The 14918-nt window shown below is 42.4% G+C and carries 11 protein-coding genes; 10 read left to right on the plus strand and 1 reads right to left on the minus strand.

The features are described 5' to 3' along the window. Positions 1 to 21 precede the first annotated feature (21 nt). Together feoB and E0E36_RS13265 are read left to right on the plus strand one after the other, a co-directional pair. The gene (gene feoB / locus E0E36_RS13260) at positions 22 to 2124 is read left to right on the plus strand and encodes a ferrous iron transport protein B (protein WP_130856365.1); all 2103 of its coding nucleotides are present in this window, start codon (positions 22 to 24) and stop codon (positions 2122 to 2124) included. A 175-nt stretch (positions 2125 to 2299) separates the two neighbouring features. Beyond that, positions 2300 to 2911, plus strand: coding sequence for a SprT family zinc-dependent metalloprotease (locus tag E0E36_RS13265; protein ID WP_130856366.1), 612 nt, complete (start codon positions 2300 to 2302; stop codon positions 2909 to 2911). Between the two features lie 467 nt (positions 2912 to 3378). Here E0E36_RS13265 and E0E36_RS13270 read toward each other — a convergent pair whose 3' ends face one another. Further along, positions 3379 to 4041, minus strand: a complete 663-nt coding sequence (locus E0E36_RS13270) for a YceH family protein (RefSeq protein ID WP_130856367.1) — start codon at positions 4039 to 4041, stop codon at positions 3379 to 3381. Positions 4042 to 4088: 47 nt separating this feature from the next. Between E0E36_RS13270 and ispG the strand changes: the two genes are divergently transcribed. The 8 genes from ispG (at position 4089) to E0E36_RS13310 (ending at position 14918) form a co-directional block, all read left to right on the plus strand. Beyond that, positions 4089 to 6101: a (E)-4-hydroxy-3-methylbut-2-enyl-diphosphate synthase gene (ispG, locus tag E0E36_RS13275; RefSeq protein WP_207303758.1), complete on the plus strand. Its 2013-nt coding sequence runs from the start codon at positions 4089 to 4091 to the stop codon at positions 6099 to 6101. A 100-nt stretch (positions 6102 to 6201) separates the two neighbouring features. Then, entirely contained in the window at positions 6202 to 7938 is a 1737-nt protein-coding gene (locus E0E36_RS13280) for a thiamine pyrophosphate-dependent enzyme (protein WP_130856368.1), read from the plus strand. A gap of 439 nt (positions 7939 to 8377) precedes the next feature. Continuing rightward, positions 8378 to 9472, plus strand: a complete 1095-nt coding sequence (nuoH, locus tag E0E36_RS13285; RefSeq protein ID WP_130856369.1) for an NADH-quinone oxidoreductase subunit NuoH — start codon at positions 8378 to 8380, stop codon at positions 9470 to 9472. A 361-nt stretch (positions 9473 to 9833) separates the two neighbouring features. Continuing rightward, positions 9834 to 10397: a 4Fe-4S binding protein gene (locus E0E36_RS13290; RefSeq protein WP_013665484.1), complete on the plus strand. Its 564-nt coding sequence runs from the start codon at positions 9834 to 9836 to the stop codon at positions 10395 to 10397. Beyond that, entirely contained in the window at positions 10394 to 10945 is a 552-nt protein-coding gene (locus E0E36_RS13295) for an NADH-quinone oxidoreductase subunit J family protein (protein WP_013665485.1), read from the plus strand. Before E0E36_RS13290 ends, E0E36_RS13295 begins: the two co-directional genes overlap by 4 nt. Then, positions 10942 to 11247, plus strand: a complete 306-nt coding sequence (gene nuoK, locus E0E36_RS13300; RefSeq protein WP_013665486.1) for an NADH-quinone oxidoreductase subunit NuoK — start codon at positions 10942 to 10944, stop codon at positions 11245 to 11247. The genes E0E36_RS13295 and nuoK overlap by 4 nt, the downstream gene beginning before the upstream one ends. After that, positions 11247 to 13304 (plus strand): NADH-quinone oxidoreductase subunit L, encoded by a 2058-nt coding sequence (nuoL, locus tag E0E36_RS13305; RefSeq protein ID WP_130856370.1) that lies wholly within the window; start codon positions 11247 to 11249, stop codon positions 13302 to 13304. Before nuoK ends, nuoL begins: the two co-directional genes overlap by 1 nt. A gap of 9 nt (positions 13305 to 13313) precedes the next feature. Further along, complete coding sequence (locus E0E36_RS13310; protein WP_130856371.1) at positions 13314 to 14918, plus strand: complex I subunit 4 family protein; 1605 nt, start codon at positions 13314 to 13316, stop codon at positions 14916 to 14918.

The following is a 14918-nucleotide window of genomic DNA, read 5'->3' on the forward strand; positions in this document are numbered from 1 at the left end:
GATAGATAAGTACAGATATTCATGAGAGTAGCGTTAGTAGGGAATCCGAATACGGGTAAATCAACTTTGTTCAATAGTCTGACCGGACTCAATCAAAAAGTTGGGAACTTTCCAGGTATTACCGTTGATAAAAAAACAGGAACCACTAAACTTCCAAACGGAAAGCATGTGGAAATCATCGATTTGCCGGGTTGTTATAGCCTTTATCCTAAAAGTCGGGATGAGGCAATTGTGCTGGAAGTATTGACGAATCCCAAAAATGCTTCTCATCCGGATCTGATCGTGGTGGTGGTGGACGCTACCAATCTTAAACGGAATCTGTTGTTGTTTACGCAAGTTGCGGATCTTAAAATTCCGATTATTTTGGCGCTGAATATGTCGGATGCCGCTCGGAAAGAAAAAATCCTGATCGATGTAGATAAAATGTCTCAAAAGTTGGGTGTTCAAGTGGTGCCTATCAGTGCCCGTAAAAATGAGAATATAGAATTATTAAAGCAGGCTATTGCAGACGCACCCGGCATTGCGCTGCAAAAGCAAAGTATTGAGGTTTGTGAAATTGCTCCGGCACTGATCTCGCAGATAAAGCAGGATATTCGTATAAAGGAAGATTATGTAGCGCTTTTACTTGCTCATCAACATGAGATACTCGATTATCTTACCGAAGAAGAGAGCAACCATATCGAATCGTTGGAACAGGCAAACGCATTCCAGCCTCAACATTCGCAAACCAAAGAAACGATTGCTCGATATGATTTTATTAGCACGGTTTTACAGGAATCGGTAAAGCAAATGCCTAAGAATATAGCGGAAACACCGACAGGTAAAATCGATCGCATTTTGACGCATCGGGTCTGGGGTTTTGTCTCTTTCCTGGCTATTCTTTTACTCATCTTTCAAGCGATATTTGCCTGGGCCGAGTATCCTATGGGTTTAATAGAAAGTTTTTTTGCCTGGCTGGATGAAATAGGAAGACAGTATATCCCCGAAGGAGTTTTAGCTGATCTCTTATTGGATGGCATCTTAGCAGGGCTGGGCGGGGTATTGGTGTTCATCCCCCAGATTGCCATTCTCTTTGGTTTTATTGCCATTTTGGAGGACACGGGTTATATGGCCAGAATCACCTTCTTGATGGATAAGATTATGCGAAAAGTTGGGTTGAACGGAAAGTCGGTCGTGCCAATGATCGGCGGTTTAGCCTGTGCCGTACCGTCTATTATGGCGACGAGAAATATTGAAAGCTGGAAAGATCGGATTATTACCATAATGGTAACGCCTCTCATTAGCTGTGCGGCACGTTTACCGGTATATACCTTACTAATTTCTTTGGTTGTGCCAAACGATAAGATTTGGGGTTTCTTTAATCTGCAAGGCTTGGCCCTGATGGGCATGTATTTAATAGGTACGATAGGAGCCATTGTAGTTGCCTGGGTTATGAAAAAAGTCATAAAAACCAAGGAGAAATCCTATTTTATCCTGGAATTGCCTGTGTATCGGGCACCGCGGTGGAAAAATGTCTTCTTAACTATGTACGAGAAAGTGAAGACTTTTGTTTTGCAGGTAGGGAAGGTAATTATTGCCATGTCCATTGTTTTGTGGGTGCTAGCAACTTACGGTCCTCCGGGACGAATGGAGGCTATCGAAGAAAAATATCAAACTGAAGATTACGTAAACAACTACTCGGAAGAGGAACGGCAATTTTTGGAATCAGCAGAGAAGCTGGAGAATTCGTACGTTGGTATCTTGGGAAAGACGATTGAACCGGCTATAAGACCCTTGGGTTTCGACTGGAAAATTGGTATAGCGCTGATTACTTCTTTTGCTGCACGTGAAGTTTTTGTGGGAACGATGGCTACCATTTATAGTGTAGAAGAACCTGAAGACGATACCTCAACAATTCGACAAAAGATGCTCAGCTCAAAGGATAGTATAACAGGGAAACCGATTTATACGGTAGCCTCGGCTTTTTCTCTTATGATATTTTATGCTTTTGCCATGCAATGTATCAGTACCATCGCGGTGGTACATCGGGAAACTAAAAGTTGGAAGTGGCCAATTATCCAGTTGACCTACATGACGGCTTTGGCTTATTTTTCCTCTCTATTGGTGTTCCAATTGTTAAAATAGACAAAAGTGTCTTCGTGTCAAGTCGAACTTATCCAGAGCGATAGTTAAAAATTGATTAAGAAAAACGTTCGTTTATTACAGGCATTATTCCAATGTAAATATTAGGTGTTCAGGAACTTGCCGTGAAAGCCTTGTTTATTCTGAATATCTTGCTATTTTTAGCGTCGTATTTAAAATGATTGAAAAAACAAGGTTAGCATTAGAAAAATATGTTCCGAAGCAGGCTGCCCCAATAATTGCCCGTTGGATTCATCAAGCACCCTGCCTTTTTAAGATCAGCAAAAGCCGGACATCTAAGTTTGGTGATTACAGATCGCCGTACAAAGACAAAGGACATCGTATCTCGGTCAACCATAACCTGAACCCCTATGCTTTTTTGGTAACAACAGTGCATGAATTCGCGCATCTGAAAACTTGGAATGAACACAGAACAAAGGCAAAACCTCATGGTATAGAATGGAAACAGAATTTTAAATTATTAATGAAACCTTTTTTTGAAATGGAGGTGTTCCCGGATGATGTGAGACAAGCGGTATTAAGTTACTTGGCAAATCCGGCTGCTTCCAGTTGCTCGGATCTAACGTTATATCGTATATTGAAACAATATGATCATCCTAAAAATGGGCATGTTAGGGTGGAAGAACTAGCATTGGGTAGTGCTTTTGCACTTCCCAATGGACGAATCTTTAAAAAAGGGGAAAAAAATCGAACCCGTTTTCGATGCGAAGAATTAGCGACCGGCAAAATTTATTTATTTAGTCCCGTAGCTGAAGTGTTCAAGCTGTAAGCTTTAGCTTAGTTAATAAGTGAACTTGTTACCCCAGCCAGTTATAAGTTTTAAGTTATAGGTTTTAAGTAAGAGCTTCTGCTACTATAAGGCCGTAAGCTATAGGCTCTAAGCTGTAGGCGTACCGAATTACCCTAGCCGGTTATAAGTTCTAAGTTATAGGTTTTAAGTAGGGGCTTCTGCTAATGTGGTAACCATTATCACATTGGCTCATTCGCCAGCTGTCAGTAATCAGCTTTCAGTCGCACCAGCCCTTATCACATCGTCACATTGGCTAACCGGCCGTAGGAAGCTCATGAGTGCCTAAAAAGCAAGCACTTACGAATAGTTGTCACATCTGCTAACCGACCGTAGGGAGCTCATGAGTGCCGAAAAAGCAAACACTTACGAATAATTGGCTAATTGTCACATTGGCTATTCACGATTTTCCTACTTAACAACTTAACTACTCCCTATTTAACTGCTCCCTAATAAAGCTCCTTCATTAACTTTTCAAATGCCTCTTTTAATTCTTCAAGTTCTTGTTCTACCTTGGCTAAGCGAGCTTCCAACATGCCTGTATCTTGGATGTTTATAGCAGACACTTCATTGAATTCACTGCTTTCAAAATCAGGCATGCCACCAAAAAGATGCATATAACGAACCTCTTTTTGTCCGGGTCTCTTGGGAACTTGAATAATCATGGCAGGCAGTTCCGCTTCTTTGCTCAGCTTATCTAGATACTCCTGAATTTCTGCCAATGATTCAAATTCGTAAAGCCGGCCGGAATTACTGTTGATCTCGCCAACGGTTAGCGGACCTCTTAAAAGCAGAAGACATAAAATAGCTACTTCGGCGGGTATAATCGGATATAGAACACTTAAGGTATGTCTGTATTTAATGGTGCGGCTGGTGCCTCCGGTAGCCGTAGCAACTAAACCTTTCTTCCGCAAAGAATCCAATGCCGCTATAACGGTGTCGTCGTCATATTGCACGACAGGCTTCCGCGATGATTTTTGATTGCAAGCCGCTGTCAAACTGTTTAATGTTAGCGGATAATATTCGGGTGTCGTTTTGCTTTTTTCCATTAAAGAACCCAATACCCGCTGTTCTTCATTAGTTAATATAGGTAAGGTAATCTGTTGTTCCATGGCTAAAGATAGGAAAATTACCTAACTTTGTGCAACACATACAGGTTATGGATTTAACGAAGAAATTAACGCTCCCCGGAAAATATTGTGAATCGTTGACGCATTATAAGCGTTGGCTTACACGAGAGGTACAAATCGGCGATGTTCCGATGGGAGGTACGCATCCAATCCGCATTCAAAGTATGACAACGGTGGATACGATGGATACCAAGGGCTCTGTTGAACAGACGTTACGAATGGTGGAGGCCGGTTGCGAGTATGTGCGGATCACGGCTCCCAGTATCAAGGAAGCGCAAAACTTAGCTGAGATAAAAAAAGAGCTACTCAAAAGAGGGTGCAAAGTCCCACTGGTCGCAGACATTCATTTTACGCCAAATGCGGCAGAAGTAGCAGCGCGTATTGTTGAAAAGGTACGGGTGAACCCCGGAAATTATGCTGATAAGAAGAAATTTGACCAGCTGACTTACACCGATGCAGCCTATCAGGCAGAGCTAGAGAGAATCTATACCAAGTTTGCTCCTTTGGTAAAAATCTGTAAGGAGTATGGTACCGCCATGCGAATCGGTACAAATCACGGTTCTTTATCGGATCGAATCATGAGTCATTATGGCGATACGCCCGAAGGTATGGTGGAGTCTGCACTCGAGTTTATCCGCATCTGTGAAGATCTTCATTATTACAACCTCGTCATTTCAATGAAATCAAGTAACCCGCAGGTGATGGTACAAGCGTATCGTTTGCTCGTGGAAAAGATGGTGGCCGAAGGGATGAACTATCCCTTACATTTAGGTGTCACAGAAGCGGGCGATGGAGAGGATGGGAGAATCAAATCGGCCGTAGGGATCGGTACCTTATTGGAAGATGGACTTGGAGACACGGTGAGGGTATCGTTAACAGAAGAGCCGGAATTGGAGGCACCGGTGGCTAGAGCATTAGTAAACCGTTACGTAAAACGTGCAGAACAAGTGTTGGAGATCAATTATTCACAAGAAATTGTAACTAATTCGAAACTTATCGTAGAAAACTTGGGCAGCCGACATGAAACGAAAGAGGTGAATGCCTTTATCGGCGGATCAATGGTCCCCCGTGTGGTGGCTGACTTATCTAACAAGCGATTGATAGACCCTATGGTATTAAAGGATATCGGATATATATACGACCCCCTGTTGGATAAATATCATATGGGTGATCAATCCGTTGATTTTGTTTTTTTTGGTGATAATTTGCCCTCCTTTACCATGCCGGGAAACTTAAAACAGGTTTACAACTTTGCCACCTGGTTGGGTTTAACGAATAAAGAGAATGCGCATCCATTATATACACTCCATGATTATATAAATGCTAGTGAACGTGATACCAATCTTAATTTGGTGCGCATTTTTCACGATGACTTAGAAAGCGAAGCGTTCGAAAATTTACCGATGGATCAAACCCTGGTTTTTGTTTTGGAGACAAGACAGCTGCATGGTATGGCCGATCAACGGGAATTTTTTGTAAAGCTAAGGAGTTGGGGACTGGAGATGCCGGTTATTGTGAAGCGATCTTATGATCCGGTAGAATTTAGCGGACCGGTAGGCGATATGATGAGTCCTGAAGAACCTATTTCTAAACTGCAATTATATGCTGCAACTGATTTAGGAGGGCTCTTGATAGATGGAATGGGCAATGGTATATGGATTGATGCAGCTTCCATTCCAACCGATAAGCTTGCATCCGCGTCGTTTGCTATCTTGCAGGCAACGCGTTCGAGAATTTCAAAAACTGAATATATTTCCTGTCCAAGTTGTGGTCGCACTTTATTCGATTTACAGGAAACCACGCAAATGATCAGGAGCCGAACGAATCATCTGAAAGGATTAAAGATAGCCATTATGGGCTGTATTGTAAATGGTCCGGGTGAAATGGCCGATGCAGACTACGGTTATGTGGGTGCAGGGCCCGATAGGGTGACACTCTATCGGGGAAAAGAGGTTGTGAAGAAAAACGTGCAGTCTGCAGATGCTTTGAATGAGCTGATAGAAATTATCCGAGCTGACGGCAATTGGGTTGAATTTGCTTAATTTTAATCGTCTATTATATACTCAGAACTATCGCTGCCCAAACTAATAAGCCAATGTGTTGTTATTACTAGATCTTACTAACAACCTTAAATTTTTTATCATGGCAAAAAAAGTGGCAGATCAGCTAGTTGAAACCCTTTGGGACGCAGGAGTTAAACGTATTTATGCAGTTACGGGCGACAGCCTAAATGAGGTAAATGATGCCGTACGAAGAAATGGCAAGATGCAATGGGTACATGTTCGCCACGAAGAAGCAGGAGCATATGCCGCAGCTGCGGAAGCTGAGTTGAATGGTGTCGCTTGTTGCGCGGGCAGCAGCGGTCCTGGACATGTACATCTCATCAATGGCCTATATGATGCCAATCGATCCGGGGCTCCTGTATTAGCGATTGCGTCAACTATGCATACCGACGAAATGGGTTCTGATTACTTTCAGGAAACAAATACAATTAAGCTATTCGACGATTGCAGTGTTTACAATCAGATAGCTACGACGCCGAAACAATTTCCGAGAATGCTTCAGGCAGCCTTACAACATGCCTATAGTAAAAAAGGTGTGGCGGTTATTGGTATGCCTGGTGATGTAGCCATGGAAGATGCTGCTGATATATTGACGGAAACTAGCTTGTTAAAACAAAGGCCCGTAGTACGTCCAAATGACGAAGAATTACAAAGTCTCGCGCAATTGTTGAATCAACATCAACGGATTACCCTTTTTTGTGGTATTGGTTGTAAAGAAGCCCATGACGAGGTAGTGGCTTTAGCAAAGAAATTAAACGCACCAGTTGGTTATTCGTTTCGAGGTAAGATGTATGTGCAATACGACAATCCGAATGAAGTCGGAATGACTGGACTTTTGGGGTTGCCGTCCGCCTACCATGCCATGCACGAATCAGATCTGCTTGTATTATTGGGAACTGATTTTCCGTATAAAGACTTTATGCCGGAAAGCTGCGGTATTATTCAAATTGATGAAAAGCCGGAACGGCTGGGACGTAGGGCTAAGCTCAAAATGGGACTAATGGGCGATATTAAACATACCTTGCAAGCACTGTTGCCACTGTTGGACCAAAATCAAGATGATAGTTTTTTACGAGCGCAATTGAAGCTTTATGAAAAAGTAAAAGAGACGCAGCAGACTTATGTGAACGACAGAGGGAAAAAGGATAATATATCACCCGAATATTTAGCTCATACGATTGATAAGTTAGCCACAGATGATGCAATATTCACGGTTGACACCGGCATGAGCTGTGTTTGGGGAGCACGATTTATACAAGCTACCGCTAACCGGGAATTACTTGGTTCATTTAATCACGGTTCGATGGCCAATGCTATGCCGCAGGCTATTGGTGCCGCCTTTGCCCGGCCTAATCAACAGGTGGTCGCATTTTGTGGTGACGGCGGACTATCAATGTTATTAGGTGATTTAGCTACGATTGTTCAGTATAATCTTCCAATAAAAGTAATTGTGTTCGACAATCGTTCACTGGGTATGGTAAAGTTGGAAATGGAAGTGGCTGGCTTGCCCGATTGGCAAACAGATATGTACAATCCGGATTTTGCAACGGTTGCCATGGCGATGGGTATGAAGGGAATATGCATCGATGAACCGGATAAGGTAGAGCAGGGCATTAAGGAGGCGTTGGCTTATCAAGGACCCGTATTGGTGCACGCAAAAACGAATCCGAACTCGTTGGCAATGCCGCCGAAGATAGAATTCTCTCAGATGAAGGGTTATGCCATTACAATGGGAAAAATGATACTCAATGGACGAATGGATGAAGTGCTTGATACCGTTAAGAGCAATTATAAGCATTTGAAGGAGCTTTATTAGGGAGCAGTTAATGGGGAATAGTTAAATAGGGAGTAGTTAAGTTGTTAAGTAGGAAAATCGTGAATAGCTAGTGTGATAACCGAACGAAGTCAGTTCATTAAAGCCTTGAAAGTAATTAGACAGTGAATAATAAGCCAATGTGATAATAGTTGCAGTAACACAGGCAGTAGCAGCGGTACGCCTACAGCTTAGAGCTTATAGCTTACGGCCTTATAGTAGCAGAAGCCCTACTTAAAACCTATAACTTAAAACTTATAACCAGCTAGGGTAATTCGGTACGCCTACAGCTTAGAGCTTAGAGCTTACCGCCTTATACCGGTATCTGCAACTCATAACCACGCTCAGCTCTACAGAATAAGTAGTTATTAGAATCATTCAAAATAAGTTTATTTTCCATTTAGTATTTTCATGCTTAATCATTAAGTTTGCATTTATTACAATTAGTGCAAATTTTGTCTTGAGTTTTTACATCATATATATTCTGGTTGCCATTCTGTTGTTTACTTTCTTAGCTGGGTTTACGCTTTTTGCCGTGTATGCCGAGCGCAAAGTAGCAGGCTTTGTGCAAGATCGACTGGGTCCTATGGAAACCGGTAAATTTGGCAGCTTGCAGACGATTGCCGATATTCTTAAACTTTTGCAAAAGGAGTTTATAACACCTGCTAGCGGCGATAAGGTGTTGTTTGCAGCTGCTCCGGTTATTGTATTCGTTGCGGTATACCTAGGTTTCGCAGCTATGCCTTGGGCGCCAAATGTGGCACCGGCAGCACTCAATTTGGGATTGTTTTATGTAATTGCGATCATATCGGTAGAGGCTATTGGGGTACTGATGGCGGGATGGGGTTCTAATAACAAGTTTTCTTTATTGGGATCGCTCCGCGCAGTTGCACAGATCGTTTCTTATGAAATACCGGCGGGTTTAGCCTTAATTGCTGCAGTAATGATAACGCAGACACTGGATATGCAGGAGATGACCATTAATCAAGGAATATTAACAAATGAACGTCTACTTTTCCTTGGTTTTTGGGATGTAAGTGAAATAGGTGGTTTTTTTGCGTGGAATATCTTTCAAGCACCTCATCTAATATTAGCTTACATCATTTATTTTGTCGCTTCGTTGGCTGAGTGTAATCGGGCCCCTTTCGATATTCCGGAAGCGGAATCGGAACTGGTATCGGGTTACCATACGGAATATGGAGGCTTACGCTTTGCCTTCTTCTTTCTGGCCGAATATTGTTTGATGTTTTTGGTATCCATGATTGGCGTAGTGCTTTTTTTGGGCGGATGGAACACACCACTGCCAAATATAGGAGCCTTGAAATTGGCAGCTTGGACAACGGGAATAGTATGGGGGATTGTTTGGGTGTTACTGAAAACCTTAACAATTGTTGGCATTCAGATTTTAATTAGATGGACGCTCCCCCGATTACGTGTGGATCAATTGATGAGTTTATCTTGGAAGGTATTAACACCGTTGGCCTTTTTATGTATGGCAATATCCGGTATCTGGCGAATTTTGGTTATGGTCGGTTAGTAGTTAAGTGGTTGAGTAGAGTTTTATTAGTATTGAATGATGCCTGCCTGCCGGTGGGCAGGAATTATAAATGATGAACGATGAATATGGTTGAATAGTTGATTAGTCAATTTGAGAATTAGCCGATTATTCGTAAGTGTTTGCTTTTTTCAGTACTCATGAGCTCCCTACGGTCGGTTAGTCAATGTGATGATGGGGATTGTGTAGCTTAAAGCTTATTGCATATAGCCTACAGCGTTATAAATTGCCAATTCGTGATAGGGGAAGAGCTTGTGCGACTGAAAGCCAATAGCTGAAAATGAGTGAATGATGAACGAACAGCTTAAAGCTTAGTGCTTATAGCTTACAGCTAAGAAGAAATATGTTAAAAAGAACTTTACATGCGTTTGGAACAGCACTTAAGGGGTTAAGTATTACTCTTAAGCATTTTTTTGCTGCGCGCAAGGCACGTAAAGAATTGGATATCAAACAGGAAAATTATTTTGAAAAACAAGAAGGGGTTACTACGATTCAATACCCTAAACAGGAAATACCGATACCGGAAGTTGCCCGATACCAATTAGATGTTGAGATTGATGATTGCATTGTCTGTGACCTTTGTGCCAAAGCTTGTCCGGTAGACTGCATCAGCATCGAAGCGATTAAGGCGACAGAGGCCATCGGAAAGACTTCTGACGGAAGTGTGAAGCGCTTATATGCGGCTAAATTCGATATCGATATGGCCAAGTGCATGTATTGTGGTTTGTGCACCGTCGTGTGTCCAACAGAATGTATCACCATGACTGATAATTACGATCGGAGCTTTTCAAATTTATCGGACCTGATTTATCAGTTTTCGGAGATGACGGACGAAGAAATCGAAGAAAAGCGGGCCGAATTGGCGCGTTTTCAAGCTGAAAAGGAGGCGGCAAAACGGAAGTCATGAATATAAATCTTCTTCTATTCTATGTGTTGGCGTTCACTGCCGTAGGATCTGCTATACTGATTGTTTCGATGAAGAATCTAGTACGAAGCCTGTTTCTTTTTTTTGTAACCCTGTTTGCCGTTGCGGGACTTTACGTGTTTGCGCTTGCTGATTTTGTGGCTGTTACACAGGTAATCGTGTATGTTGGCGGCGTACTGGTATTGATGCTCTTTGCTTTTATGCTATCAAATAAAGTGCTGTTAAATGATTTGCAGTCAGGGTTTAAGGGGGTATTTTCCATACCTTCCTGGCAGGCTGGAATGGTTTCTCTTGCGCTGTTTACAGTTCTGTTGACAGTAGTATGGCAAGTGGCGACTAACCAACCGCAATGGATAACGGATGCGAAGGAAAAGCAACTGCTAATACAACATCATGACAATACAATACATCATTTAGGAATCAATCTTATGACTCGCTTCATATTACCTTTTGAAGTAGTTTCGATATTTTTAATGATGGCATTAATGGGCGCTGCTCACCTGGCGAGGAAGGAGAAGCGACTACAGTGATAAGCCTAAGCCATTTCCTAATCGTCAGTGCCTTATTGTTTTCCACCGGAATGTATGCTGTTCTCGCAAAGAAGAATGCTATCTTGGTATTGGTTGGTATCGAATTGATGATCAATGCCGCGGTATTGAATTTAGTGGCATTTGGAAGGTATGATGGTACATTTTATGGGGGGCAAACTTTTGCTTTATTTGCCATTGTTTTGGCTGCTGCTGCCGTGGCTGTCGCGCTGGCAATTATATTGAATGTATATAAACACTATAAAAGCATTAACCCTGACGATATTAACGATTTAAAAGATTAATGGAGCAACTAAATCAGCTATCGATACCTGTTTTGGCGGCACTGATTGTGCTGTTAGCTCCGCTCTTTTCTTTTTTTGTTTCGGCTATTGCCGGCAAGCGGCTGCGAACCGGAGTGCCTGCTACCGTGGCTATCTCCGTCAGCTTGGTAGCCGCTGTTTTTGTATTTGTTAGGGTTTGGAATAGGGAACAAATCCATGAACAGCTTTCTTGGTTTCAAATTGGCAACAATACTTTTAGCGCAGGTATACTGTTAAATAACTTATCGGCCATCATGTTGTTGCTGGTTTGTGTTATTGCACTGCCGGTTCATATATATTCTATGAAGTATATGAAAGGTGACCCTGGTATTCATCGGTATTGGCTGTACTTAAGCCTCTTTTGCTTTGCCATGTTAGGACTGGTGATGGCGGATAGCTTGCTACTGATGTACATAGGATGGGAATTGGTTGGCTTTGCCTCATACTTGTTAATTGGTTTTTGGTTTACGAAACCGGCTGCCATTAAGGCTAATAAGAAGGCCTTTCTCATTAATAGGATTGGTGATTTAGGTTTTCTAGTAGGCATAGCGATTATTTATACCCAATTTCAAACACTGGATTTAGTCGCTCTTTTTGGAGATCGAGGAATGGTCAGGGAAGCTTTAAACAATGGGCTCCAATGGACATATGACGAACATACCATGCCAGCTATCTGGTTGACGGTCGCAGGAGGAGCGTTTTTTCTTGGAGCAATGGCTAAATCGGCCCAATTTCCATTTCATATTTGGTTGCCGGATGCCATGGAGGGCCCTACCTCCGTTTCTTCCCTAATCCATGCGGCTACCATGGTTGCTGCGGGTGTTTTCATGCTGGTGCGAATAGCTCCCCTTTTCGACGATCAAGTGCTTTTGCTGATTGGCTCGGTTGGTGCTTTTACTGCGCTAATGGCGGCCACAATTGCGTTGACCCAGCAGGACATAAAAAAAATCCTGGCTTTCTCAACCATTTCACAACTTGGTTTTATGATGGTGGCCATTGGTATTGGTCAATTTGGCGTCGCTATCTTTCATCTTGTGACACACGCTTTTTTTAAGTGCTTACTTTTCCTTTCTGCAGGAGCAGTCATACATGAGATGCAACATTTGAAGGCAAAACATAACCTTACGATAGACCCACAGGATATTCGGAATATGGGCGGATTAAAGAAATATATGCCGCAGACTTTTCGATTGACCTTGGTAGCTGCGCTTGCTTTGGCAGGTCTACCTTTGACGGCAGGTTATCTATCAAAAGACGCTATCCTGATATTTTCTTTTGAGTGGTCTGAGTGGCAAGTTGCTTGGTGGAAGCTGATACCAATATCGTTGTTAATTACCAGTGCGCTAACTGCTTTCTATATCGCTAGGTTGGTTTTCAAGGTCTTTTACGGTAAGCTGCGGCTTGAAGAAAATAATAAAAATGTATACCAGCCTCATGAAGCGCCTAAGGTTATGTTGTTTCCTATGTTGTTTCTGGGCTTGTGTTCGCTATTTCCACTGTTTTCATACAATCCGTTAATTTTTGAAGATACTTGGCTGATCAAAGGTTTTGAGTTGCCGGAAACGTTGGAAAGAGTCAATATATATCATACAGTAATTCCTGCAGCAGTTAACGGGCTGGCTATTGTAATGATTTTCATAGCTTGGAGATGGTATGCAAAAGGAAGATATCCAAAAGTAGGTCTTCAGGGGTCTTTGTACCGGTTTTCCTTTTCTCAATGGTATCTAAATCTAATCTATGAAAAAGGATTGGTGAAACCCCTGCTTGGTCTTTCAAAGATTTTATATGCGATAGATCGTGTCGTAATTGACGGCGTTGTAGGAGCGGCTACAGGCTTTATACGTTCGCTTGCCAATTTTGCACAATGGCTTGATCGCTACTTCGTGGACGCTATTGTTAATGGTTTGGGAAAAGGCGCTTTTTTAATGGGAGGAGTATTACGTGGCTCCAGAAAGGGGAAAATACAATACTATATATTTAGTATGTTTTTAGTTTTATTAATTGTGTTATTTGTTGGATTAAAAGTTTTTAATCCTTAACCTGAAAATATGAGCTTATTGTCTGTCTTAATCTTCTTGCCCCTATGTGCTGCTCTGTTTGTATTGCTGATACCTACGGCATATAAAACGATATATAAGTATATAGCGGTAAGCATAAGTGTAATACAGCTATTGCTTGCCGCTTATATGTACGCTTCCTTTGATGGGAAGTTACCTGGGGTTTCCGCTTTGGAGAGTTATCAGTTTGTGGAAAAACTTCCATGGATCAGGCTGGAGCTGGGTAGTTTAGGAAGCTTGGAGGTCGACTATTTCGTTGGCGTGGATGGCTTTTCCGTGCTGTTTTTGTTTCTTACCGCTCTGGTTATGCTGATAGCGGTAATCGCTTCATGGAAAATCGATAAGCAACTGAAGGGATTCTTCTCCCTCTTATTACTGCTAAATACCGCAGTTATGGGCGTTTTTGTTGCGCTCGACTTTTTCCTGTTTTACGTGTTTTACGAAGTCATGCTACTACCTCTGTATTTTCTTATCGGTATTTGGGGCGGGGTAAGGAGAGAATATGCGGCTATTAAGTTCTTTTTGTATACCTTATTTGGATCAGTTTTCATGTTGCTGGTCATGGTAGGCTTATATTTTTCGGTTACCGACCCCGTCACCGGCAATCATACCTTCAATTTGTTACACATGATGGATGGTAAGAACTACGTCGATGGCGCTCTATTCTCCTGGATCGGTAACTATCAGTTGTTCGGAATATCGGCTCGACTGCTCGGATTTATTATCCTCTTCATCGCTTTTGCAATTAAGGTTCCTATCGTGCCGCTGCATACGTGGTTGCCCGATGCGCACGTAGAGGCACCAACTCCAATATCTATTATACTGGCCGGCATATTGTTGAAGGTGGGAGGCTATGGCATCATCAGGATATGCTATAGTATATTTCCTGATATTGCGTTCAACGGTTCGTGGTGGATAGGTTTGATCGGTGTAGTCTCAATCATTTATGGGGCACTGAACGCGTTGGCGCAGCAAGACCTGAAAAGGTTGGTAGCCTATTCTTCCGTTTCTCATATGGGATTTGTACTCTTGGGACTTGCATCATTGACACCGGAAGGGATTAGTGGGGCAATGTTTCAAATGATCAGCCATGGATTTTTGTCCGCTATGTTATTTTTCCTCGTGGGGGTTTTGTATGATCGCGTGCACGATCGGATGATCTATAATTTTAGAGGTTTGGCCTCTATCATGCCAAAATACACGGCTTTCGTGGCGATCGCTTTTTTTGCATCATTAGGACTTCCCGGTTTTTCTGCTTTTATCGCTGAAGCTTTTACGATTATTGGCGCGTTTAACGCTGAGAGCGTTAATGGTCTTCTACCTAGGTGGATGGCTATTGGTGGAGCGGTAGGTATTCTATTAAGCGCCGCTTATTTTTTGTGGACTTTGCAACGTATGTTTTTTGGGCATACGCGTCTAAAGGGAGGAAGCCAATGGGAGGCTGCATTGACGGATGTTGGTCGGCGAGAAACGTGGGCACTGGTTCCAATGGTTCTATTAGCCTTGTTATTTGGCATTATGCCATCCCTTGTTTTTGACAAGATAAATGCTTCCGTACTTTCTTTAATCGAACTGGTCAGTCGCGTAAATCATTAG

It is taken from the genome of Olivibacter jilunii (assembly GCF_900607235.1).
GTDB classification, from domain to species: Bacteria; Bacteroidota; Bacteroidia; order Sphingobacteriales; family Sphingobacteriaceae; genus Olivibacter; species Olivibacter oleidegradans.

Coding starts and splice junctions, on each gene's coding strand:
- feoB (WP_130856365.1), top strand. CDS start 22: ATGAGAGTAGCGTTAGTAGGGAATCCGAATACGGGTAAATCAACTTTG.
- E0E36_RS13265 (WP_130856366.1), top strand. CDS start 2,300: ATGATTGAAAAAACAAGGTTAGCATTAGAAAAATATGTTCCGAAGCAG.
- E0E36_RS13270 (WP_130856367.1), bottom strand. CDS start 4,041: ATGGAACAACAGATTACCTTACCTATATTAACTAATGAAGAACAGCGG.
- ispG (WP_207303758.1), top strand. CDS start 4,089: ATGGATTTAACGAAGAAATTAACGCTCCCCGGAAAATATTGTGAATCG.
- E0E36_RS13280 (WP_130856368.1), top strand. CDS start 6,202: ATGGCAAAAAAAGTGGCAGATCAGCTAGTTGAAACCCTTTGGGACGCA.
- E0E36_RS13290 (WP_013665484.1), top strand. CDS start 9,834: ATGTTAAAAAGAACTTTACATGCGTTTGGAACAGCACTTAAGGGGTTA.
- E0E36_RS13295 (WP_013665485.1), top strand. CDS start 10,394: ATGAATATAAATCTTCTTCTATTCTATGTGTTGGCGTTCACTGCCGTA.
- nuoL (WP_130856370.1), top strand. CDS start 11,247: ATGGAGCAACTAAATCAGCTATCGATACCTGTTTTGGCGGCACTGATT.
- E0E36_RS13310 (WP_130856371.1), top strand. CDS start 13,314: ATGAGCTTATTGTCTGTCTTAATCTTCTTGCCCCTATGTGCTGCTCTG.